Origin of the sequence: Methylotenera sp. (assembly GCF_029945535.1) — a bacterium.
GTDB lineage: Bacteria > Pseudomonadota > Gammaproteobacteria > Burkholderiales > Methylophilaceae > Methylotenera.
On record NZ_JAQSCU010000010.1, the window covers coordinates 109,365 to 133,189 of the forward strand.

General features: G+C 42.1%; 18 protein-coding genes. 16 read left to right on the forward strand and 2 right to left on the reverse strand.

Annotated elements, in window-relative coordinates; translation table 11 throughout:
• Nucleotides 1–23: 23 nt before the first annotated feature.
• From PSU72_RS03595 to PSU72_RS03665, 15 genes are all read left to right on the forward strand, one after another.
• Entirely contained in the window at nucleotides 24–1,310 is a 1,287-nt protein-coding gene (locus tag PSU72_RS03595) for a hypothetical protein (protein WP_300430741.1), read from the forward strand.
• On the forward strand, nucleotides 1,307–2,467 hold the full coding sequence (locus PSU72_RS03600) for a glycosyltransferase family 4 protein (RefSeq protein ID WP_300430743.1): 1,161 nt from the start codon (nucleotides 1,307–1,309) through the stop codon (nucleotides 2,465–2,467). The genes PSU72_RS03595 and PSU72_RS03600 overlap by 4 nt, the downstream gene beginning before the upstream one ends.
• Nucleotides 2,464–4,020: a hypothetical protein gene (locus tag PSU72_RS03605; protein WP_300430745.1), complete on the forward strand. Its 1,557-nt coding sequence runs from the start codon at nucleotides 2,464–2,466 to the stop codon at nucleotides 4,018–4,020. Before PSU72_RS03600 ends, PSU72_RS03605 begins: the two co-directional genes overlap by 4 nt.
• Nucleotides 4,021–4,030: 10 nt before the next feature.
• Nucleotides 4,031–5,131, forward strand: coding sequence for an acyltransferase (locus tag PSU72_RS03610; protein WP_300430747.1), 1,101 nt, complete (start codon nucleotides 4,031–4,033; stop codon nucleotides 5,129–5,131).
• Between the two features lie 12 nt (nucleotides 5,132–5,143).
• Nucleotides 5,144–6,358 (forward strand): glycosyltransferase family 1 protein, encoded by a 1,215-nt coding sequence (locus tag PSU72_RS03615; protein ID WP_300430748.1) that lies wholly within the window; start codon nucleotides 5,144–5,146, stop codon nucleotides 6,356–6,358.
• The gene (locus tag PSU72_RS03620) at nucleotides 6,358–7,512 is read left to right on the forward strand and encodes a glycosyltransferase (protein WP_300430750.1); all 1,155 of its coding nucleotides are present in this window, start codon (nucleotides 6,358–6,360) and stop codon (nucleotides 7,510–7,512) included. Before PSU72_RS03615 ends, PSU72_RS03620 begins: the two co-directional genes overlap by 1 nt.
• A complete protein-coding gene (locus PSU72_RS03625) occupies nucleotides 7,509–8,069 on the forward strand; it encodes a putative colanic acid biosynthesis acetyltransferase (protein ID WP_300430752.1) in 561 nt (186 codons plus the stop codon). Before PSU72_RS03620 ends, PSU72_RS03625 begins: the two co-directional genes overlap by 4 nt.
• Nucleotides 8,066–8,887: a glycosyltransferase family 2 protein gene (locus PSU72_RS03630; RefSeq protein ID WP_300430754.1), complete on the forward strand. Its 822-nt coding sequence runs from the start codon at nucleotides 8,066–8,068 to the stop codon at nucleotides 8,885–8,887. Before PSU72_RS03625 ends, PSU72_RS03630 begins: the two co-directional genes overlap by 4 nt.
• 219 nt (nucleotides 8,888–9,106) lie before the next feature.
• A complete protein-coding gene (locus PSU72_RS03635; RefSeq protein WP_300430756.1) occupies nucleotides 9,107–10,462 on the forward strand; it encodes a glycosyltransferase WbuB in 1,356 nt (451 codons plus the stop codon).
• Complete coding sequence (locus tag PSU72_RS03640; protein WP_300430758.1) at nucleotides 10,443–12,341, forward strand: hypothetical protein; 1,899 nt, start codon at nucleotides 10,443–10,445, stop codon at nucleotides 12,339–12,341. The genes PSU72_RS03635 and PSU72_RS03640 overlap by 20 nt, the downstream gene beginning before the upstream one ends.
• Nucleotides 12,342–12,425: 84 nt before the next feature.
• A complete protein-coding gene (locus PSU72_RS03645) occupies nucleotides 12,426–13,538 on the forward strand; it encodes an acyltransferase (protein ID WP_300430760.1) in 1,113 nt (370 codons plus the stop codon).
• 202 nt (nucleotides 13,539–13,740) lie between these two features.
• Complete coding sequence (locus tag PSU72_RS03650) at nucleotides 13,741–15,207, forward strand: mannose-1-phosphate guanylyltransferase/mannose-6-phosphate isomerase (RefSeq protein WP_300430762.1); 1,467 nt, start codon at nucleotides 13,741–13,743, stop codon at nucleotides 15,205–15,207.
• Nucleotides 15,208–15,666: 459 nt separating this feature from the next.
• On the forward strand, nucleotides 15,667–17,835 hold the full coding sequence (locus PSU72_RS03655) for a type I secretion system permease/ATPase (protein WP_300430764.1): 2,169 nt from the start codon (nucleotides 15,667–15,669) through the stop codon (nucleotides 17,833–17,835).
• Nucleotides 17,832–19,244: an HlyD family type I secretion periplasmic adaptor subunit gene (locus PSU72_RS03660; RefSeq protein ID WP_300430766.1), complete on the forward strand. Its 1,413-nt coding sequence runs from the start codon at nucleotides 17,832–17,834 to the stop codon at nucleotides 19,242–19,244. Before PSU72_RS03655 ends, PSU72_RS03660 begins: the two co-directional genes overlap by 4 nt.
• Nucleotides 19,245–19,886: a response regulator transcription factor gene (locus PSU72_RS03665; RefSeq protein WP_300430768.1), complete on the forward strand. Its 642-nt coding sequence runs from the start codon at nucleotides 19,245–19,247 to the stop codon at nucleotides 19,884–19,886.
• A 72-nt stretch (nucleotides 19,887–19,958) separates the two neighbouring features.
• Here the strand turns inward: PSU72_RS03665 and PSU72_RS03670 are convergent, their stop codons facing one another.
• Together PSU72_RS03670 and PSU72_RS03675 are read right to left on the reverse strand one after the other, a co-directional pair.
• A complete protein-coding gene (locus PSU72_RS03670; RefSeq protein ID WP_300430770.1) occupies nucleotides 19,959–21,908 on the reverse strand; it encodes an EAL domain-containing protein in 1,950 nt (649 codons plus the stop codon).
• A gap of 20 nt (nucleotides 21,909–21,928) precedes the next feature.
• Entirely contained in the window at nucleotides 21,929–22,636 is a 708-nt protein-coding gene (locus PSU72_RS03675; RefSeq protein ID WP_367186078.1) for a transglutaminase-like cysteine peptidase, read from the reverse strand.
• Nucleotides 22,637–22,953: 317 nt separating this feature from the next.
• On the opposite strand from PSU72_RS03675, the gene PSU72_RS03680 reads away from it, so the two are divergent.
• Nucleotides 22,954–23,825 (forward strand): retention module-containing protein (locus PSU72_RS03680; protein WP_300430772.1); only part of this gene is annotated, 872 nt, incomplete at its 3' end.

The window sequence follows — 23,825 nt, forward strand, 5'->3', positions numbered from 1 at the left end:
CAGCCTCTTAAGCTAGGTTGTCTATGAGACGTAGAATCATCGCAGGCATGGGAGCTAACTCATTTGGTTTAGCCATTACAATTGGCATACAGCTCTTATCATTACCTATTTTTCTGCATTATTGGGATACTTCAACCTATGGTATTTGGATAATGTTGTCAGCGATTCCAGCTTACTTATCTATGGCTGATGCAGGCATGGTTGCGGCAGCTGGTAATCAGATGACCATGTCAATTGCACAGGGCAATGTAGTTGAGGCCAATAAAGTTTTTCAAAGTGCGCAGTTATTTATGACTATTGCATGCTCTGCTATTGCTATTGTTTTGTTTGCATTTGTGATGTTAGTGCCGTTACCTGGTTTAACAAACTTTGATCGTAAGATCGCTTTGATTGCACTATCTTTAGGTGTTTTATTGTCATTGTTTGCAGGTTTAACAGAGACTGTGTATACGTCCACTAGTCGATATGCCACAGGTGCAATTTTAGGTAATCTAGTTCGTTTGGCAGAATGGTTTGGGTCTATGCTAGGTTTGGTATTGTTAGGCAGTTTTGCTGGAGTTGCATTATCCAGCCTCACCGCTCGCCTGATATGTACAGTTTTCTTTATCTGGTATTCCACGCGTGGCAAGCATGGTCTTAAACTGGGATTTAGTTCAGCACAAAAGGCTGAAGTCATTGCTTTAGTTAAACCAGCAATATCATTTATGACTTTCCCTTTAGCTAATGCTTTTAGTTTTCAAGGGGTTACCTTGTTGGTTGGCGCTATGTTTGGCCCAGCGTTGGTGGCAATTTTTAATACATACAGAACAATTGCGCGTATCTCAGTGCAAATTACTGCCATATTTAGCGCAGCTGTGCGACCAGAGTTCTCTCGCCTTTTCGGATTGGGTGGAGCAGTCGCGGTAGAAGCCGTATTTCGCAGGTCAACGATGATTGGCGTACTCCAGGCGACAGGGATGAGCTTTGTACTATATTTTATATCGCCATGGTTGTTACAGTTATGGACTCACGACCATATTAAATTCGTACCAGATTTGATGCTTTTTATGCTTATTTATGCTGCAATCGGTGGTATTTGGCACGTGCCACGCAGCCTCTTAATGGCCATTAACCAGCCAATGAAAATCGCTCAGTGGTCTTTGGTTGTTGGCGTGCTTGTGATTGCTCTAGCCTGGTGGTTTGGACGGTATTGGATGCTGAATGGTGTAGCAATCGCTATGATTATTTCAGAGTTACTGATCGCTTTGGTTGCAACTAGACTTGCATATGCTGCAATTTCTTACCAAACTCAAAGAAACGTGACAGCATGAAAGTCGCTATCTCAACATTAGGAAAATATCATGCCTTTGATTTGGCGCGGGAGCTACATGCTAGAGGGGCATTAGAGTCAATTTTTACAGGGTATCCAAGTTTCAAGCTACGCAATGAGCAGTTGCCACAGCCTTCTATACATAGCTTTCCTTGGGTGCATGGTGCATACATGGCGCTCCCATGGAAAAATAGACTACCTGACTCAATGGTTCGCCAGTGGAAATATGCTGCTGATATTACTTTTGGCAATTATGTAAGTCATCACTTACCAGATTGTGATTTATATGTAGGAATGTCTGGAACAGCACTTCTGGCTGGTAAAAAAGCACACCAAAAAGGCATGCGTTTTGTTTGTGATAGAGGTTCGGCGCATATCCGTGTACAAGACCAATTGCTGCGTGAAGAGCATGATTGCTGGGGATTAGCTTTTTCTGGCATAGATGAACGGACGATTGACCGTGAGGAGGCTGAGTATGCTGAGGCAGATATTGTCACCGTGCCATCTACCTTTGCTTTTAGATCATTTATAGAGCAAGGTGTACCTGCTAAAAAGTTAGCATTGCTACCTTATGGTGTGAATGTTGCACGCTTTCAGCCAGTAGCAGAGCCTGATGAAGGTCGATTCGATATTCTTTTTGTCGGAGCGATGAGTTTACAAAAAGGCGTTCAATACCTAGTTGAAGCTTATCTAAAAGTAATGCATCCAGCTAAATCTATTACTTTTGTAGGGGCGCCTTCGCCAGCTTTGATTTCACTTTTGAAAAGCCGAGGATTGTGGCCGTCTGATGCAAAAGTATTGGGACATGTGCCGCAATCTGAGCTTAAAAACATCATGAGTCGCAGTCACGTGTTGGTTCTACCAAGTATTCAAGATGGCTTTGGCATGGTGTTAGCACAAGCTATGGCATGCGCTTGCCCAATCATTGCGAGTAAACATACTGGTGCAGAAGAGCTAATGAGTGATGGTTGTGAAGGTTATATTGTGCCAATCCGTGATGCGCATGCGCTGGCTGAACGAATACAAAAATTAGCAGATTACCCAGAATTACGTGCATCCATGGCTGCGCAAGCCTTAAATAAAATTCATAAAATTGGTGGCTGGAGCACCTATGGTGAAAAGGCGATGGCTATTTATGGTGAGGTGTTGCAGTCATGACCATATCTAAGTTTATAAATAATGTGTTGATTTTTTTAACCACAATTGCATTTGTTGCACAGTTTTTTATCGATTTCTCCACTGTGAATATTGCGACTAGCTGCATTATTTTGGCCTCATCAATATCTACCTTGCTTTATTTTAGGTGGACTAAAGCGTTAGACAGTCACCCACTGTCAAGTTTTGCCATTATTGGATTTTGTCTGACTTCAATTCTTGGGGCTATGCTGGCTCAATCGGCAGCATGGACAGCTGTTAGCAAAGATTTATACCAGCCATTGTTTACTTTCTCTATGTTGGCGATGTATCAGGCTATTGCTTTAGTAGCGCATGCTGTTTACAGAATGATATCCGCTACCTCTGCTAAGCAAGGCTTGTTGCGCAATGCTTTTCAGTCGCTTGGTGTTTATGCAACGCCTGCGGCATTAAATCTATGGATTATTGGCGTGATGGGTTTATTTTTTGTTTTACTTTCCAATATTAGCCCCGTAGCGAGAGGTCTGAGTTTTCTTGCATGGTCACCATTCTTGATCCCTATTTATTTGCAACAGATGGGTCCAAGTTACTGCAATGCTAAGAAAAACTATATTTTATTGTTCATGTTTACCATTTTGGTTGGCTTAGTTGCCATGGCATTTAATGCTCGTGCAATGATGTTAAGCGGTATTGCAACAGTTGCACTGCTGTTTTTCTTGATTGGCCTTAGAAGCGATAAGTTAGTCTCAAATAAAATGCTCTTGAGATTAGGTGTTTTAGTCATATTTGGCATCGCATTATCTTGGCCAGTTTCTAACATGGTGACTGCTATGGCAATCGCTAGGGCAGATCGTGGCAAGGTGTCTGGGGCGGAAATGGTGGCTAAAACACTTGAGAACTTTCAAAAGCAAGACAAAATCGATAGTTTTCGTAAAGAAGTTTTGACTAGAGAGCTTCGGTCCTCATACGATGAGGGCTACATTAAAAGTCCATTCGTAGCACGTTTTGTGATTACTCAGTTTCACGATAATGCGATGTATTTTGCCGGTAAGGTTTCTGATAAAGGTGCAGAGCAGGTCATGTCCGTTAGCGGTGATTTCTTTTGGGCAACATTGCCACAGCCTTTTCTTGATGCGCTAAAAATAGATGTTAATAAAGAAAAAATGTATTTCTCTATGGGTGATGTGCTTGTTAATCTGGCTGTAGGTATACCATTAGGTGGACAGAAAACAGGCTCTGTTTTTGGTCAGGGCTGGGTGATGTTCGGTGTGTTTTTTAGTTTTATTTACTTCTTTATGTGTTTGATTTTGTTTCTTGCACTAGATTTATTTGCGATTCGAGCTACGGCTGGCAAAGTTGAACTGGCTGTGATTGGTATGCTGAATGTGTGGCCAAACTTTCTTTTTGGAATTACTGCAGATTCTCTACACTATCTTTTTATTGGTGTAGTTCGTGGTGTTATTCAGTCTGTTTTATTGTATGCAATTGTTTTTGCAATTTCAAAAGCAATCTCGGGTTTAATTTCAAAGCTGATGCATGAAAAGCCTATAGTCAATTCATCTTACGCCGTGAAATAACATACATAAAATGACAAAACAACATGTACGGATTAATGAAGTGGATGGCATTCGTGGTTGGGCTGCATTTTTGGTCTTGCTATTTCATGCTTTTGGCGAAATGCTTAAATTTGCCGTTCCCGCTGTTCATTTTGCATGGTTTGCGCCTTTCCTTGCAGGCGATATCGCAGTTGCCATTTTTTTTATACTCTCAGGTGATGCACTAAGTAGTGGTTTTTTTGCTGGTGGCGGAGAACGTGCTATAGACCGTTTGTTAGTAAGGCGTTATCTGCGCCTTACCATACCTATTTTTATGTCCTGTCTGCTGACATATTTAATTATGGCTACAGGGCTAGATTTTCACATGAAGGCTGCAGAAATATTACAGCGGCAAGATTGGTTAGGGCAGTTTTTACAGTTTAATCAGTCTTTGCTTGGTTTTTTAAGGTATTCAATTATTGGTGTGTATATTTCGCATACTCGAGAGCTTTCGTACAACCCTTTTCTTTGGACGATGTCGGTCGAAATGATAGGTTCAATGTTAGTGTTTCTTTTATGTTATTTATGGCATAGATTAAAAAAACCTCACTTATTATGTTTTTTGTTATTGGTATGGCTGGCCGCTATTGGTTCTTTCTTTTCACTTTTTTTTGCTGGTATGTTGATGGGTCATTATCGGCAGCAGGGTCTTTTTGAGAAGTTACTTAAGCAGCGTAATTATCAACTATTGGCATTTGCTATTGTTGTAATCATTATTGGCACTTCTATAGCCACAGCTGGCATACATAGGCCAGCAGCGCTTTTACCTTTAATGCTATGTGTGGCAATGGTCTTGGTATTTTGTTTCTATACGCAACGTCATCTAAAAGCATTTTTTTCTAATAAGTTTTCTCTCTTTCTTGGAGAAATTTCGTTCCCACTTTATCTGGTGCACTTTCAGGTGCTGATCTCGTTGATGTCTTGGTTGGTGATTCAAGACTACACCGCAAAAGGTTCAATCGACCAAATGGCGTTTCTTGGTTTTGCTTGCCTGACTGTTGTTGTAAGTATGCTTGTTGCGTGGTGTTTCCGTCTGATTGAGCAGCAAATATTAAAGCGCGCAGATGCTTTGGTTCTACCTATACTGATTTAATAGCGAATATTTATGAATATAGTTTTATTTTCTCATCCTGCTTTTATGAACTCGCAAAGCATGCCGCGTTTTGCTCGTATGCTCGAGGAGGCTTATCGCGCACGTGGTCATCAGGTGGAGGTTTGGTCACCGCAGGCAAAGATGTATGCTTTACTGCCTAAAGGTAGGTTGTCTAAATGGGCTGGCTATATTGATCAGTACATTATTTTTCCATTGTGGGTGCGCAAGCAACTGAAAATGCAGCCTGCCAATACGCTGTATGTTTTTTGTGATCAAGCGCTTGGGCCATGGGTGCCTTTGGTTAAAAATAAGCCACATGTTGTACATGTGCATGACTTGTTGGCTTTACGTTCGGCTTTAGGCGATATTCCAGAAAACCCTACGCAATGGTCAGGCCGAGTTTATCAACGCTATATACGGCAAGGGTTTCAGCAGGCAAAACATTTTATCTCTATTTCTAAGAAAACGCGTGACGACCTACACCACTTCGGAGAGGTTACTCCTGTGACTTCTGAAGTGGTATATAACGGCTTGAATTATCCTTATGTTCCAATGCTACAAAGTGATGCGATAGCGGTTCTCAAGCAAGCTGGCTTGCCTGTTAAGCCAGAAGGCATGTTGCTGCATTTAGGGGGTAGTCAGTGGTATAAGAATCTTGCTGGCGTCGTTAGGCTTTACATTGAATATGCTAAAGGTGAGACTAAGCCATTACCACTTTGGTGTATAAGCCCAAGTCCAAACACTAAAGTACAAGCGTTACTCAAAGAGCTGCCAGCTCAAGGACAGGTACTTTTCTTTCAAGGCATTGATAACCAAGCGCTTCAAGCGGCGTATTCAACAGCACATGCATTTATTTTCCCTAGTCTTGCTGAAGGATTCGGCTGGCCAATTATCGAAGCACAAGCTTCTGGCTGCTTGGTGCTTACGACTGATGCTGCGCCTATGAATGAGATTGGCGGCTCATCAGCAAGTTACATTCCACTTTTGAGGTTGACTGATGATCCAGATGCTTGGGCGTTAAAAGGTTCGAATGCCTTGAAGTTAATACTTAACATGCCTGAAATGCAAAGAATTACGTTGGTTGAGCAAGGTCTAGCTCATGCTGCCAAGTTTAACGCAGACGATGCAATTGAAGGGTACCTGAAAACTTATCAGCAGGTTCTTAGTTATACCCATACAGCACAAATCCTGAATAACGACACCTTAATTCCTCGGAAAGCTCGCTAATGAGAGCGCTACATATACTACCTTCAATAGATCCTAAAGGTGGTGGGCCAATGGAGGGCGTGCGCCAATATGGCTTGCAATTGAAAACAATCGGCCATGTGGTCGAGGTGGTCACGCTAGATGACCCAGCCGCAGCGTACATTGCAGATTTTCCGCTTAAGGTACATGCGATGGGACCGTCTTTGACCAACTACCGCTACAGTTCAAAATTCATTCCCTGGTTAAAAGAGAATGTCCGTCATTATGATTACGTGGTAGTAAATGGTTTATGGCAGTATCACAGTTTTGCCGCATGGCGAGTGATGAGTGATCTGCATGTGCCGTATTTTGTTTTTACGCATGGCATGCTAGACCCGTGGTTCAAACATAATTATCCGCTTAAGCATTTAAAAAAATGGCTTTACTGGCCATGGGCAGATTATCGATTGCTGCGCGATGCAACCGCAGTACTTTTTACTTGTGAAGAAGAAAAGTTACTCGCACGTAAGTCTTTCTGGCTTTATAAAGCCACAGAAGACGTCATTAATTACGGTACAAAAACACCGCCAAGTGATGCCGAGGCATTAAGAGCTGTTTTTTATTCAGCTTACCCTGAGCTGCGTGAAAAGCGAGTGCTTCTATTTTTAAGTCGCATTCACGAGAAAAAAGGTTGTGACTTACTGATTGAGGCTTTTGCTAGGGTGGCAAATCTAGATTCATCGCTGCATCTGATGGTAGCAGGGCCAGATCAAACTGGCTTAGTTGCGAAGCTACAAGCACAAGCGGAGCGACTAGGCATCGCTGACCGGATTTCATGGCCAGGGATGTTGCAAGGTGATATGAAGTGGGGCGCTTTTTACGCCAGCGAAGCGTTTGTTCTATCTTCACATCAGGAAAATTTTGGTATAGCAGTGGCTGAAGCCATGGGTTGTAGCTTACCAGTGCTGATTTCTAACAAAGTGAATATTTGGCGTGAAATTGAAGCTGATGGTGCGGGCATAGTCAATACTGACACAGTAGAAGGTACGGAAAAAACCTTGCGCCTATGGTTGTCATTCGACAATGAAGGACGTAAACAAATGTCAGCGCAAGCCAAAGCAAGTTTTGATAAACGGTTCACTGTAGAAGCGATGGCAAGCAGCCTGCTTGAAACAATTAAAAGATATATGCCATGATTATTCAGGGAAACAATCCCTACGTACAGCCATCATTTTCGATGGCAAATCGATTGATGCGCGGTTTATGGGGCGTCGTTTGGCTTATCTTATTTCGCCCTAGTCCAAGGCCTTTTCATGCATGGCGTAGATTAATTTTACGCTTATTTGGTGCACAACTGGGTCGGCATGTGCATGTGTATCCTAATGTAAAAATATGGGCTCCTTGGGCGCTCACCATTGGCAACTTTGTTGGAATCGCAGACGGGGTGACTATTTACAATATGGCGCCCATTTCGATTGACGATCATTGCGTTGTTTCGCAAGGTGCGCACCTTTGTGGAGGGTCACACGATATTGATTCTGCAAACTTTCAGCTGATTGCTAAACCAATCAACTTAGAAAAAAATGTATGGGTGTGCGCTGAAGCTTTTATTGGACCTGGCGTAACGATTGCTGAAGGGTGTGTGCTTGGGGCACGCGCTGTGGCAGTGAAAAGTATTATTGAACCTTGGTCAGTTTGGGCGGGCAATCCCGCTGTAATGAAAAGAGTGCGTAAAAGGGGTGGTGGTAAATGAGCGCAATATCAGTCTTAATTTTAACTAAGAATGAAGAGCAAGATCTCCCCGATTGCCTGAAATCTGTGGCTTGGAGTGATGATGTACATGTCCTCGACTCAATGAGCTCTGATAAAACAGCAGAAATAGCCGAGAATTTCGGTGCAAAAGTAACATTGAGGGTCTTTGATGGGTATGCGTCGCAACGTAACTATGGATTAAAGCTTCCTTTTAAGCACCAGTGGTTAGTTATATTGGATGCTGATGAGCGAATTACGCCGTCACTGGCTTCTGAATTAAAAGAGTTTGCTAAGTCGGCTCTAGATCATGTAGCTGGTGCACGTATGCGTCGTCGTGATATTTGGTGGGGACGTTGGTTAAAACACGCCCAAATCTCACCATTTTATGTGCGCATGGTACGCGTTAGTCGAGCACATTATGAACGCGAGATTAATGAGGTATTGGTCGTTGATGGAGACATTGCCGAACTTACGCAGCCTTTTGTGCATTACCCTTTTTCTAAAGGGCTCGATCATTGGATTAGCAAACATAACACTTACTCACGCATGGAAGCAGAAGTGGTTGCTAAAGGTCTCTTTATCAAACCAGATTGGCGAACTGCGCTTTTTGGCGGCGACTTCAGTGAGCGGCGTGTTCACCAAAAAGCAATCTTTTATGGATTACCAGCTCGCCCATTGATTAAATTGATTTACATGTTGATTGTGCGCCGTGCCTTTTTAGACGGCTGGCCAGGCGTACGATACGCCATTCTTCAAGCTATTTATGAGTACTTTATAGTACTTAAAACTAAAGAAATGCAGGCAGCGAAGGGCATATAGGCTGCAGTGTTTACAAAAGCTTAGTTATTCAACTCAATTAGATTTCACCTAAAGTTACCTAATTTATATTTAGCGTCATCGCTACTTATTAAGATGTTTTAAGCGCTTATAACAAACGTCGGGAAAGCAACTCCTTTCAATTCTACTTACAGCTTAATTCATTTGTAAGTAATCCAATTTTTATGAGCAGATAGGACTATTTCCGTTCATAAAAAGGTCATGAGTAACAAATACTATATCCATCTCGTCACTATCAATAACGCACTTTTGTTATTGGTAGATGGATATGTTGTTCTTCATTCTGAAAAGATTTTTACCTTGAAAATACTATTGTACACGGCAAATTTTGCGCCTGAGCCGACAGGCATTGGTAAATACTCTGGTGAAATGGCGGCTTGGCTGGTTGCTGAAGGACATCAAGTAAGAGTGGTTTCAGCTCCGCCATACTACCCATCTTGGAAGTTAGAAAAAGGCTATGCATGGCCGCCTTATCGTCGTGAGCAATGGCATGGGGTTGATGTGTGGCGTGCGCCACTATGGGTACCCAATAAACCCAATGGAGTTACTCGCCTTCTTCATTTGTTCACATTTGTATTGTCATCTTTCCCCGTCATGCTTTGGCAGATTATCTGGCGTCCAAGCGTGGTGATCACCGTTGCGCCTGCTCTAATGTGTGCTCCTACAGGCTGGTTAGTTGCTAGGCTGAGTGGCGGCAAGGCATGGTTACACATTCAAGACTTTGAAGTGGACGTAGCTTTTCAGATGGGGCTTCTTAAAGGCAAGTTGCTTAAAAAAGCGGTACTTAGCTCTGAGCGCTGGTTATTAAGCAGATTCGATAGCGTATCTTCAATTTCTGGCCAAATGTTGGAAAAGCTCCGTCAGAAGGGGATATTAGAGCGAAAAATAAGGTTTTTTCCTAACTGGGTGGATATTGCACATATTTTCCCTTTGGATAAACCAAGTGATTATCGCGAAGAGTTAGAGATTAATGCCGATACGAAAGTTGTGCTTTTTTCAGGTTCGTTAGGTGGTAAACAAGGTTTGATGGTTATTCCGGATGCGGCTAGAAAGTTAGCGCACCGTAAAGACTTAATGTTTGTTATATGCGGTGATGGTGTTATGAAGCCGCAATTAGTTGCAGCTTGCGCAGATCTTACTAATGTTCGGTTTTTACCATTGCAGCCATTCGGCAGGCTTGGTCAATTATTGGGTTTGGCTGATATGCACTTATTGCCGCAAAGTCCGGATGCAGCAGACTTGGTTTTACCCTCAAAACTTTCTGGTATGTTAGCGAGTGGACGACCTGTTATTGCTATGTGTCAGCAAAGTACCGAGATTGCTAGATTAGTGACTGAGTGTGGTTTAGTCATTGCGCCAGAGGATGGATCAGCGTTAGCGGATGCAATTGAGACGTTAGCCGATGATAATGAGCTAAGAGCAACGTTAGGTGTTAAAGCGCGTCATTCTGCTAAAGAGAAGTTTGAAAAAAATGGTGTTCTCAATCGATTGGTTTATCAATTACGATTTGTAACGGGTACAGTTCAAAAAGTAGTCTATGACTTTTCGTCACACTAATCACTTTGTATTCTTAGCTTTCTTTTTTCTGTATGTGATTAGTCATTCTATATTTGCCAATGCTGATGGCGTATCTAGCCAAGATGCTGAAAAAACCACTTCATCAAGGTTCGATTCAGCAGAAAATTTTCTCAATCGAAAAGCGTCAGTCAAGCGCATGGGTGATCCCAAATACATTGATAACTCGGGGCCAAAAGCTAAAAGTTATGACGTATTAGCGGCAACCGCACAACAAGGTTGTGGCTCAGCTGAATGGCCAGCCTATATGGCGAGCTTATCTAGCTTAGCTGTGTCTTATCCACCGGATGGGCCTATTGAGATGTTCAGCATGCCGCCCTTGGTACGTTATCTGTATCAGTTCGGGGATTGCATGACTCCGGCACAAAAGCAGCAGTTACTCACAGGGCTAACCTCGCAGCGGCAGTGGTTACTCGGTCACGGTACTCTTAATCATGCCATTATGCGTGCGACTTCATGGTATTTGTTGGCGCAATACTTTCCCAAAGCGAAGTGGACACATTGGGACGGTACCGTGTATACATCTGCACAACTAATGGCAGCACTGAAACCATTGCTTTTCGGCAGAAAATCAAGGGTCTATAAGTCTGGGCACTATGAATGGCTTTCGCCAACCTATGCGATGGTGAATTTTTTCCCGCTATTAAATTTAATTGATTTCGCTGCAGACCCAGCAGTTAAGAAAACAGCTGAAGAGGAGGCAACCCTTGAGCTTGCGGTGCTGAAGGTTCATTCTTTTCATGGCGAGATTGTCCCTCCGTTAACACGCAAAAACTTTGATCAACTCAATGCTACTGATAGCCCGCAAGATTATGTGCCAGCAATTACGCAGCAGTTACTTTGGTATTATTTTGGTGAGCCGGCTGGTCTGGGGTTGTATGACTTTCAAAGTAGAAAAGAGCCTTATTACACTTCAACTCTAGGCCTATCTAATTGGCAGCCACCAGCAGACGTGTTGGCTATGGGAGCTGTTAACACAAATGATTATGTTATAAAAAGCATTACCCCTAGCTTTGGTATATGGGATGCAGAAACATCACCTGAGATTTTTGGTGACTCTTACATTACTGACGACTTTGCCGTGGGAACTGGAAACCAGTTATTTGAGCCAGGTGGTTATTCTGGACACATTCAGACGTTTTCAATATTACTTAAATCTAAAAACCCACAAAATCAAATTGAATGCTATCAGCCCTATTGGAAAAGTAATGCTGGTGAAGATGCATGGGGGACGGATCGTTCATCTCCTTTTCAACAAATGTATCGTTATGATAAGTCTAGTGTTGTCATGCTGTTCGATACGCCTAAAAAAGATCCCTGGGTACTAGGTAGCGATGCTCGATCTTTACCAGATCGTAGCATTCATAAAGATGCATTATTGCAATTAGCTGAGTGTCGAATACCTAAAGACTTTGATGAGGTCATCAAAGAGAAAAACTGGGTTTTTGTAAGGCAGGGTGGGGTATTTGTCGCCGTGGCTACCTTGCTTGGTAACAATGAATACGACCAAGCGCCCTCTAAATTAACGTCGAAATATTTGGTAGTAAAAGTACGCGAGCCTAAAACGGCATTATTTTTTCGAGTTGAGCGTGAAGCTGCGGATCTGAATTTTACTCAATTTCGAGCGCAAGTGCGTTTGCAACGTCCTCAATATGACGTGACTAATTCATCTGTAGCGCTGCTAGAGAAGTCCGGTATGCAAACGCAAGTGAAGTTTAAACTGCAAGCACATCCCGATGGCAAGCGCTGGTCTGCGATTCCAGAAATTTTGCAAAATGGCAAGCCTTTGCAGAGTTCCAACTCTTATGTTATTGATTCACCTGTACTTAAACTTAGAAATGGAATTCTGAGTATCAAATAGTATCGGCTGGAAGTAAATTAGAAAAGCGTTCCAAATTAAGAGCATCGTTTCTTAGAAGTCTTTAATTAAGTTACTTGATAAAAAATGAGCCAACCATATAAATTAAAAACCATTAATGCCTTAACAGGAGTACGTTTTCTAGCAGCCATGCTGGTTTTCTTATTTCATTTTGGCGCTGCTTTTTCGGAGCGAATTGGAATGCCAACTTTTGTTTCAACCTTTCTGCATAACGGAAAGGTTGGAGTGAGTATGTTTTTTGTACTCTCAGGCTTTATATTGACATATACCTATACGCAAAAATTAGCGCATAAGTTTAAATTTGCAGATTTTTTTATAGCGAGATTTTCTCGAATTTACCCCGTATATTTACTTGCATTATTGCTTATGCTGCCTGTGTTGCCAAAAGCTTTGGATACATGGTCGGCTCTATGTGTATTGGCAATGGTGCAGTCTTGGACCTTACCTTTTTCTGGCTTCGGTGGAACATGGGTTATGCAGGCCTGGACTTTATCTGTAGAGCTATTTTTTTACATTTGTTTCCCCTTACTTTTGCTTGTGATGAGAAACATCAAATTAAATACAATTGCTGTTGGCTTGCTTCTTACATCATTGCTTATTGTTGCATTTGGCACGCCATGGGTAGATCCTGGCGTTAAGTTCGTACCATTTCTACCAATATCACTAACCCCAATTTTGCCCATACTGAGGCTTCCCGAATTTATTTTTGGAATGCTAATTTGCAAACTTATGTTTAGTGCACCTCAAATAGGTGAAAAAATATCTAGTTTTGAATTGTCATTAGCTTCCCTGCTAATCATTATGGTTTTGTTAGCGTTTTTTGATGTAGTGCAAGCTAAGTCTCTTGCCACTGTTGTGTTTGGAATTCTAATTATTCAGCTTAGCTATGGTAGAAACTGGATGGTTTCAGCACTTTCTAGCAAGATTATGCTGTTGTTAGGTGGAGCCAGTTATGCACTTTATATCTTGCAAGGTCCTATTCGGCAATGGTTACTCTGGGCAGTTGACCATGCAATACTAACGGAACAAGTTGCCTCACTTTTAAATCCTGTGTTTGCAATCTCAATCTCCATTGTTACTTTTATCTATTTTGAGCAGCCAGCAAGACTCGCAATAAAACGTTTTTTTGACTGGATTTCAACTAGCTATTTAAATTATGTTAGATGTAAAGGATATTGATAAGCCTTTATTACATTTCAGTTTTTATCCTCAATGATTTTGGTTCGACATTCATTAAGCCTGTCCTTAAATTGTCATGTTAGTTCAGTACTATTTCTCCTGCGAATTTGACCTTTAGCCTATGTGTAACACAACGCGATTACTTATTCTCAAGCCCAAGTAAAAGATTTGGGATATAGAATATTTTTTGAGAAATAACCCAATGCACAACACAGTAATTGATACGATAGTTCAGCCAGTTATACTCTCTGGTGGTTCTGGCACGCGCTTATGGCCGCTTTCTCGTGAGAAGTACCCTAAGCAATTATTGCCGTTATTTGGAGATGATTCCTTACTGCAAGGAACGGTTCGAAGGGTTGATGGTATTGATGGTGTGAGTTTGGCTACACCAATGATTGTTTGCAACGAGGAGTATAGATTTGTCATCGCTGAGCAACTACGGTTGATGAATAAGGAGGGGGTGATTGTACTTGAGCCAGTCGGGCGAAACACAGCACCTGCACTAACTCTTGCGGCGCTTGAAGCTGCTAGAGCTGGTGATGACCCAATATTGCTGGTCATGCCAGCAGACCACGTCGTTATTGATGGCTTGGCGTTTCATAATGCCGTTCGTGAAGGAGCGGCTCTTGCCGCTAAAGGTATGGTTGTGACGTTTGGTATTACGCCAGATTGCCCAGAAACAGGTTACGGATATATTCAGGCTGGAGCTAAATTAAAAGAGTCTTCTGCTGATGCTTTTAGCATTCGACGTTTTGTTGAAAAACCTGATTATGAGACCGCTCAGCAATATGTTGATAGCGGCGATTATCTATGGAATAGCGGTTTATTTATGATGCGCTCCTCAGTATGGATTTCAGCAATAGAGCAGTGTCGCCCTGATATTTTTTCAGCATGTGATAGTGCTTGGAAAGCTGAGCAGCTAGATGGTAATTTTGTGCGAGTAGGTAAACTTGAGTTTGAGCAGTGCCCTAGCGACTCTATTGATTATGCTGTGATGGAAAAAATTGCAGCAGGTCAGATGAATCTTCCTGCAGGCGTGGTAATACCGCTTTCTGCTGGCTGGTCAGATGTAGGCGCCTGGGGATCATTGTGGCAAGTGTTACCAAAGGATCTGAATGGTAATGCCACTCAAGGCGATGTGATGCTCACTGACTGTGCCGACACCTTGGCCTTTTCAGGAGGAAGACTAGTTGCTTGTGTAGGTGTCACTGATTTAGTGGTGGTAGAAACCTCAGATGCAATATTGGTCGCTCATAAAAGCAAAACGCAAGATGTTAAAAAAATTGTTGATTCTTTAAAACAGCAGCATAGAGCTGAAGGCCTACTGCACCGTAAAGTTTATCGCCCTTGGGGTTGGTATGACAGTGTTGATATCGGGGAGCGATTTCAAGTGAAGCGAATGATGGTGAAGCCTGGCGCTAAGCTATCTTTACAATTACACCATCATCGGGCTGAACATTGGGTCGTGGTCAAAGGCACGGCTAGGGTTACAAGGGGTGAAGACAGTTATCTTGTGACTGAAAATGAATCGACTTATATTCCCCTAGGAACTAAGCATCGTTTGGAAAATGTAGGGAAAATGCCGCTAGAAATTATTGAAGTGCAATCGGGTGGTTATTTGGCTGAAGACGACATCGAACGTTTTGATGACCATTACGGCCGATCATAATTGATATAGATGCCTGCAATATTCGTGTAGGCATTAAGTTGCTAGAAACTTTGTCTAGTGAGTTTTATCTCGTCTACGGCGTATAGATTGAGTTGTTCAGCTAGGGTACATACAAAGTTAGTTAAGCCGCGTTGTACCCATGCCTCATTATAAACTTCCTAATTAGCTCACAAAGACCGCTTAAACCAAAGATTTAAAGTTAGGTTTTTCAGGTTATATTCTGTTACGTTAGCCCTTTATTTATATAGCCAAGTAGTGCTTGAGGGCTGCTTGTAATATGTAAAGCTATGTAAATTTTTACTAATAAAGCCGCCATTACCATTCATATATATACAGCTTAAGCTTGTTTGGCATTAAACTTGCTGTTGATTTTACGATATACGATTTTTTAGAAAAAGTCTGACTGATAGAACAAGTAGTACAATCGGCTTTTGGGTGTGATGATTAACAGGGAAAAACATGAGTGCTGAGAATTTAACTCAAATTGAAAATGCTAAGAGTGAAAATATAGGTGTTGTTGATACCTTGTTAGATAGCCTTGTACTTATTTGCCGTATTCAAAATGTTGCTACTTCCAAAGATGCTTTAATTTCAGGGCTGCCGTTACGTGACGGTAAAATGACGCCTGCGCTGGTTAAGCGTTCAGCTGAGCGTGTTAATCTGGCTGTGACTATATTAAAGAAGCCTCTTGATAAAATTCGTTCAGAGTTTTTACCTGCGATTTTATTGTTGAAAGATGAAGAAGCTTGTGTTCTGACCAAGCTGGATTTCAATGAAAATAAAGCAAATGTGATTTTTCCTGAACTAGGTGATGCGGAAATATCGATTGCTATTAATGAGTTAGAAGAGCGTTGCTCGGGCTATTACATTGTAGCAAAAGCTAAATATGCGTTTGATCAGCGTGCGCCTATTGTTGGTAAAGTAAGGCTGCGCCATTGGTTTTGGGGTACGTTGGCAGAAAATAGCCGAATTTACCGTGACATTATGGTGGCTGCTTTTGTGGTGAATATGTTCGCTTTGGCGATGCCATTATTTACGATGAATGTGTATGACCGTGTTGTGCCGAATCGCGCTGTTGAGACTTTGTGGGTAATGGCGATTGGTATTTCGCTGATGATTATTGGTGATTTAATTCTCAGAACCTTGCGTGGTTATTTCCTTGATTGGGCCAGTACCCGTGTCGATGTGAAGCTCACAGCACGCATCATGGAGCAAGTGTTAGGCATTCGACTTGAGCAAAGGCCCACTTCTGTAGGCTCTTTTGCCTCCAATTTACGCTCGTTTGAGACTGTTCGTGATTTCATCACATCTGCCACAATTACAACGCTGATTGATATTCCGTTTGGCCTGATTTTTATTGTGGTGATGGCTTGGATTTCTCCTTACATGATTATTCCCGTGATTTTGGGTGCGGTTTTGATTTTAGTGTATTCATTTAGCGTGCAAACTAAAATGCATGAGCTTTCTGAAACCATGTATCGCGCGAGTGCCATTAGAAACGCGACGCTGATTGAAAGTTTGGTGAGCCTCGAAACGGTCAAAGCTTTAGGTATTGAAGGTCAAATGCAGCGCAAATGGGAGCGTAGCGCGCACTTTCTCACTGAGGTATCAAGCAAGTTAAGATTGTTATCTTCATCTATTAATAACGGCGCAAGTACGATTCAGCAGTTAATTAACATTTCACTTGTAGTGCTTGGTGTTTATTTAGTGGTGAATGGTGATTTAACGATGGGTGGCTTGATTGCTTGCACCATGCTGGCTTCTCGTGCGTTAGTGCCAATTGCACAAACTGCAGGTTTGTTAACGCAATATCATAATGCGGCAACTGCGCTGACTTCATTAGATGAAATTATGAAGCGCCCAGTAGAGCGCCCAGTAGATGCTAAGTTTTTATCGCGCCCTGCCTTTACTGGCAATATTGAATTCAGGGAAGTGAGTTTTAGCTATCCAGGCAGTGAGCAAGATGCGCTGACTAAAGTCTCATTCAAAATTAAAGCGGGTGAACATGTGGCTTTGTTAGGCCGCATGGGCTCAGGTAAATCAACCATACATAAATTGATGCTCGGTTTATATCAACCCACGGGAGGCGCAATTTTGGTGGACGGCATTGATGCGCGCCAAATTGACCCTGCTGAATTGAGGCGCTGTGTGGGTTATGTGCAACAAGATACGCATTTGTTTTATGGCACGATGCGCGATAACTTAACTATTTCAGCGCAACATGTTGATGATGCTGCAGTGCTTGCAGCGGCACATGTCGGCGGTATTGATGAGTTCATTAATGCGCATCCTAAAGGTTTTGATATGTCGATTGGTGAGCGCGGTGAAACCTTATCTGGCGGACAACGCCAAGGTGTTGGTATCGCTAGGGCGTTGATTGGTAATCCTGCAATATTGTTGCTAGATGAACCAACTAGCGCCATGGATCATTCGGGAGAAGATGCGATTAAGCGCCGCCTTGTAGAGGCTACAAAGAATAAAACATTGGTGCTAATTTCTCACCGTTCAGCTTTATATGATTTGGTCGATCGCATTATTGTGATCGACTCTGGCCGAATTGTGGCAGATGGCCCTAAAGAACAAGTGACGGAAGCGTTACGCAGCGGCAAAGTAGGTAAAGCGCTATGAGTGAAAATCTGTTTAAAAGAATCGGTAAGTTAAACGAAGCCTTCAAAAAACAAGCATGGCTCACCAAGCCTATCTATTACTTATTAGATAAAATGGCACCCACTGAAACCAGAGAAGATTTGCATTGGGATGATGAGGCCGATTTGGCGATTTTAGAGCAAACACCACTAAGAGCAAAAGTACTGTTGTATAGCATTGCAGCAGCTTTAGCTGTGTTAATCATTTGGGCATTTTTTGCAAAAATAGATGAAGTCACGCGCGGCGAAGGTCGGGTGATTCCTTCTAAGCAGGTGCAAGTGATTCAATCCTTGGATGGTGGTATCGTTTCTGAAATATTAGTGGCTGAGGGCCAGACCGTGAAGGTGGGTACGCCACTGATTCGTATTGATGAAACGCGGGCAGTTTCATCATTAAGAGAAAATCAAACACAGTATTTAGCGTTGTTAGCAAAGCAGTCTAGGCTCACTGCTTTGGCTGAAGGCTCAGCATTCAATCCACCAAAACAGGTGCAACAGAATGCGCCGCAAACTTATGATCAAGAATATGCTTTGTATATTTCTAGTAAAGAAGAGTTGCAATCTTCCATTAGTATTGCGCGCGATCAAATGGATCAAAGAGAAAAAGAGTTAATCGAAGTGCAATATCGTAAAGAAGTTGCGGAAAAGAATTATGAATCTGCGACAAAAGAATTGGCTGCAAATAGACCTTTATTAGCAAGCGGTGCGGTTTCTGAAATCGACATACTTAAATTAGAAAGAGAATCGACCAAAGCCAAAGGCGATATTGACCAAGCACGTGCGCAAATTAGCCGTATTCAGTCTTCAATCGGCGAGGCAAGGCGTAAGGTGACAGAGGTTGAACAAACCTTTAAAAGCAAGGTGCGTACTGAGCTAAATGACATTACAGCGCGCCTGAATAGCATTACTGAAACAAGCGTAGGGCTGACCGATAAAGTCAATCAAGCAACCTTAAAATCACCTGTTAACGGTAAAGTCAGTCGCTTATTCTTCAATACTGTTGGAGGCGTGATACAGCCAGGTAAAGAGGTGCTAGAAGTGGTGCCTACCGATGAGGCGCTGGTATTAGAAACTAAAATTCAAATCAAAGATATTGCGTTTATTCGATTAGAGCAACCTGCCGTAGTTAAGCTAACCGCTTATGATTACAGCATTTACGGTGCGCTAGATGCAAAGGTCGAGAGTGTTTCAGCCAACTCGATTGTCGATGAAAAAGGCAATGCCTATTATGTGGTGAGAGTGCGCACTTTAAAGTCTAGCTTAGGTAAAGGCTTGCCGATTATTCCCGGTATGGTGGCTCAAGTAGATATTATGACAGGTAAGAAAACGGTGCTTTCATACTTGCTTAAGCCGGTATTGAAAGCAAAATCATACGCATTTAGTGAGAGATAAATGCAGGATATTTTCATTACTAAACTGCCTGCCGCTATAGACAGTTGGACTAAAGCATTTCCCAAATCTACATTAGCTGCCATCGTGCCAGAGGCTCTTGAGCGCGGAAGTGCCAAGAATAAAGCCTCAGAAGCTTATATCTTTTGGTTGCACATGAATGAAGATCGCCAGCAGTGGATGGAAAATACGATTGCGGCTATTATGAAAAGCCATCAAGGGGCGAAGGTCGTAGTGCTGGCCAATGCGCCAAATCATGCTGAGTCTATCCATGCTTTAAAACTAGGTGCAATGGGCTATTGTCATGCGCACATAGCGCCTGCGGTACTTAAAGAGATTAGAGCAGTCATCAGTCATGGCGGCTTGTGGGTAGGGCAAGATGTTCTTCAAGCCTTAATCGAGACTTCTACAAAATTAGTGACTAATCGCCCTGAACAAGTCGATGTTTTGTTAGAAAAGCTGACAAAACGTGAAAAAGAAGTGGCTTTAGAAGCTTCAAAAGGATCTAGCAATAAAGAGATTGCTAGAGTTTTGAGCATCACTGAACGCACGGTGAAAGCACATTTAGCTTCTACATTTGAACGTTTAGGCGCTAAAGACAGGCTGCAATTAGCACTGATGCTTAACGGTAATTACAAACATTAAGCTTGATTGATAGAGTTAATCCACACAGCTCTGTGTGGATTAATTTGGTTCAATGTTGCATGGCTTAATGCATTAAGCGATATGAATCCCTGGCCCTGTCATGCCATCGATACCAATTTGTTTTAATGTCGCCTGTTCATCAAGGGTTTGCACGCCCTCGGCAATTGCCATCACACCAATAGAGTGAGCAATCATACATAAGCCTCGTAGCAACGTTTTGTTGTCTTCATTGCTATCAATATCTTTGATAATTGATACATCAATTTTAATGTAATCTAAGCCTACGTCATGTAGTTCACCTAGGCGAGCAATATGTGTGCCTACATGCTCTATGCCAACTTTACAGCCTAATGGCTTTACCTGATTGCAAAAATGGCGGAACTCAGCCGAGAATTCAAAAGCGCTTTTTTCAGGCACCTCAAAATATAGGCGGCTGGCTACACTGATGTTCAATTTGATCAACTTGCAGGTTTTTTCAATAAACTCAGGATTGCAAATGGCACTGGCTGAAAGATTTAGACCAATAGATTCTGTACCCGTAGCGAGCTTACCTAGGGCAGTTTCTAAGACTAATTCATCTACGCGACTCATTAAATTAAGCTGTGTTGCCCAAGTAATAAATTCGCCCGCAGAATACCATTTGCCGTTAGGCTCTAACTGAAGTCTGACTGGGCTTTCGTTATGTATTAACTGACCGTTTTGATTGATGACAGGATAAGGCTCAAGCTTGACTCTTCGGTTATCTAGGGCAGATGTGAGCAATTTTTCCCAATTTTCTTGGTCATTTTTCCGATATTGTACGAGATCGTTATGATTAATCACGTGTAGCGTATTTCTGTGTTGAATATTTACTTTATCGACAACACTATCAATAAACGAGATGAATTTTTCTGCTGCTTCTAAAATGGAAACAAGATTCTCTGCGGTGTCTGATTTTGTGACATTAATCGCAACGGTCAAGAAGTTAGCACTCAAAGCCTCTTGCTTGGTTTCGCTTACATTGATTAATAGTTCTTTTATTTGCAAGCCCAGCGTATCCGTATCCAGTGGACGAGTGCAGAATATGCCGAAATCTGTACCTGTTAAGCGCGCGGCATAAAGGTGTGGGTGATTCTTGCACTCATTATTTAAAGCTTCACCTATTCTTTTTAACAATGTATTGGTTTCCTGATGACCGAGTATTTGATCAATCAACGCTAAATTAGCGAGTCTTGTGACAACCAAAACGCCTGAGCTAAAAGTTTCTTCATGGCTAATACTTGCATTGACTCTGCGAATAAAGTAATCAAAATTCATTAACCCAGTAGTTGGCTCAAAATTAGCTTGGTAGCGTAATTCTTCTAGTCGAGATGATTCTTCTGTCACCGTGTTTTTAATGCGGCTTGATAGGCTATTCATCGCGTTGACTACCGCTTTGAATTCAGTGGTTTTTGGTTCGGCGATGCTGATGAAGCGATTCTCACCAATTGCCTTGGCTTGATTAACGACATCATCTAGTGGACTTAGGATTTTCTCTAAAATTTTGCCGCCACCGTAGCAGGCCAGTAAGCCGATGAGCGATGCCCAAAGCGCGATTTCTATGGTGGTATCCCAAAGTTTATCGTAGGCAAAGTTAGAGTCGCTTTCTAAAGTGATTGAGCCGAATTGCTTCCAGCCATCTTGCACCTCAGCAACGCCAGCTTGTGCTTTAATTGGAACCAGTTTAGTAAACCAAGCTGGTGCTTTGGTTTTACTATTGGCATTAACGCGTTCGCTGATCATTTTTCCATCAGGGTCAAACAAGCCGATATAGCGATAGTGACCAGAGTCAAATTGTGCGGAAATGAGTAAGTCTATCGTCGTTGGGTCTTTTTGCATTTGCGATAAAGAGAGTGCCAGCGACGTGGAGTTGTCGAGGTTCTTAAGTTGCAGTTGCTCTTCTAAATAGTTTTTACTCGATAGCGTGCTTAAGACAAAGCTGCCGCCACTGGCGAGTATGAGTATAAATATGATGGCTAACCAAAGTTGTTTTATCAGTGACATTTTAATATCCTAGCTTTTAATTATTCTATTCCATCCGCTTGCATGCGTGTTAACACATCTAACCATTTGGAGAGGTGAGAAGTTGCTTCGCCCTTGGGTTTGCTACTTGAACCTACCCAAATACCTTTGTCATTAAAGCTAAAAATTGGCGTTAAATCAGTTCTGCTGGATGCAGGTAAAATTTCTGGTTTTAAGCTATCTAAAATGAGCGGGGTAGATTGCGGCGTGGGGTAGTAACTCAATACCATGTGCGCTCTCACCGTTCTGATGCCATCAAAGTTTAACTCAGCACGCACGTAGGTGAGTCTTAGCTTATCATTTGGCACATTTAATACTTTTAAAAATACATACTTGGCAATGCTGTAATCTTCGCAATCGCCAGCTTGACGACCGATTGCCTCTAAAGGTGTCGCCCAATAATCTGACTTTCCCCACAAATCTATATCTTCGGCGTAATTGATTTTTCGGTTAAAGAAATCGTTTATCTGCTTGAGCTTCTCCGCCTCGGTCGCGGTTTTTAATTGATTGATTAATTGTTGAAGCTCTACAACATCTTGATAAGCCTCGTCGCCATACCTTTGTTTAGCTAGGTTACTTAATTTATTGAAATCGCAACTGGCAGCATAAATGCCGGTGACGCAAAAAAATACCAATACAATCAATGCAATAAAGTTGATCGGTCGATTAAGTAAAGCTGAATTGTTGATAAAACCCGAGATAACTCGCACTCCATGGGTATATATACGAGGTGGTCAATATATAAATATTTGATTATTAGTATCAAGATGTGCTCAATTATGCCGTTATTAATAATGGCAACATCTTTTAATAAAGATGGTATTTGTACGGCTTTTCTATATTAAAGGCCTTAACAAAGCGCACTTTCTCTGCATTGTTATTGGCCATTAGTACAATATATTTGTAGAGAAAAAGCGTGTTTAATGCGATTGTAGAAAAAGTATGTAAGAAAAATAAATCAACTTAATTTTAAGCATTCAACTTTAAGTATTTAACAATCAATTAAGAGTTAATTTAGGACGTAATCATGGCAATCATCGGCAAAATCGTAGCAATGACAGGCACAGCAGTAGCACTTTCAGATAATGGTGCAAAGCGTGATCTACATTTAGGTGATCAAATACAGTCTAGCGACACCATACAAACTGGGAAGGGCGTGTTTGTTGATTTGGAGCTATCTAATGGCCGTGTAATACATATTGCTGCCGACCAATTGGTTGCCTTTACGCCTGAATTAACTAACCTGATTGCGCCTGATGCCTTAGATAGCGCAGTGAATGTAGCAACCATTGATACTGTCATTAAAGCGATTGAAAGTGGTCAAGATATTAATGATGTGTTGGAAGAAACTGCCGCCGGTAATGGTACCTTTACCATTCACGGTTTTGATTTTGTTAACTTACTAAGAATTAACGATGATTTAAATAGATTCAAATTTGCTTATGAATACGATACAGATGGCAGGTTGACGGCTGACCCAGCTGCGGCTCAAGATGATGATAGATATGGTCTCAATAACTCAGGTACACCAAATGCAGCGCCGGTAGGCGTCGTAACTCCAGCGGCAGGTGCTGAAGATGGTGGCGATATTGCTGTTAATTTGTCGGGTACAGACCCAGATGGTACTGTTGCCTCAATATCTGTCGCAACTTTACCGTCAGTCAGTCAAGGTGTTTTGACTAAAGCTGATGGTACTCCTGTGGTTGCGGGTGCGCCGCTCACTCCAGCTGAGGCTGCTAGCTTGGTATTCCACCCAACACCTAATTTCAATGGCACTGTTAATATTCCATTTACTGTCACGGATAATCAAGGTGCGGTTTCACCTGTGGCTACAACGCCGATTACAGTGACGCCGGTGAACGACGCGCCAGTAGACGGCGATGAAACCAACACCGTCAC

Coding starts and splice junctions, on each gene's coding strand:
- PSU72_RS03640 (WP_300430758.1), top strand. CDS start 10,443: ATGACTTTTCGTCACACTAATCACTTTGTATTCTTAGCTTTCTTTTTT.
- PSU72_RS03645 (WP_300430760.1), top strand. CDS start 12,426: ATGAGCCAACCATATAAATTAAAAACCATTAATGCCTTAACAGGAGTA.
- PSU72_RS03610 (WP_300430747.1), top strand. CDS start 4,031: ATGACAAAACAACATGTACGGATTAATGAAGTGGATGGCATTCGTGGT.
- PSU72_RS03595 (WP_300430741.1), top strand. CDS start 24: ATGAGACGTAGAATCATCGCAGGCATGGGAGCTAACTCATTTGGTTTA.
- PSU72_RS03670 (WP_300430770.1), bottom strand. CDS start 21,908: ATGTCACTGATAAAACAACTTTGGTTAGCCATCATATTTATACTCATA.
- PSU72_RS03630 (WP_300430754.1), top strand. CDS start 8,066: ATGAGCGCAATATCAGTCTTAATTTTAACTAAGAATGAAGAGCAAGAT.
- PSU72_RS03620 (WP_300430750.1), top strand. CDS start 6,358: ATGAGAGCGCTACATATACTACCTTCAATAGATCCTAAAGGTGGTGGG.
- PSU72_RS03605 (WP_300430745.1), top strand. CDS start 2,464: ATGACCATATCTAAGTTTATAAATAATGTGTTGATTTTTTTAACCACA.
- PSU72_RS03600 (WP_300430743.1), top strand. CDS start 1,307: ATGAAAGTCGCTATCTCAACATTAGGAAAATATCATGCCTTTGATTTG.
- PSU72_RS03635 (WP_300430756.1), top strand. CDS start 9,107: ATGAGTAACAAATACTATATCCATCTCGTCACTATCAATAACGCACTT.
- PSU72_RS03625 (WP_300430752.1), top strand. CDS start 7,509: ATGATTATTCAGGGAAACAATCCCTACGTACAGCCATCATTTTCGATG.
- PSU72_RS03660 (WP_300430766.1), top strand. CDS start 17,832: ATGAGTGAAAATCTGTTTAAAAGAATCGGTAAGTTAAACGAAGCCTTC.
- PSU72_RS03665 (WP_300430768.1), top strand. CDS start 19,245: ATGCAGGATATTTTCATTACTAAACTGCCTGCCGCTATAGACAGTTGG.
- PSU72_RS03655 (WP_300430764.1), top strand. CDS start 15,667: ATGAGTGCTGAGAATTTAACTCAAATTGAAAATGCTAAGAGTGAAAAT.
- PSU72_RS03650 (WP_300430762.1), top strand. CDS start 13,741: ATGCACAACACAGTAATTGATACGATAGTTCAGCCAGTTATACTCTCT.
- PSU72_RS03615 (WP_300430748.1), top strand. CDS start 5,144: ATGAATATAGTTTTATTTTCTCATCCTGCTTTTATGAACTCGCAAAGC.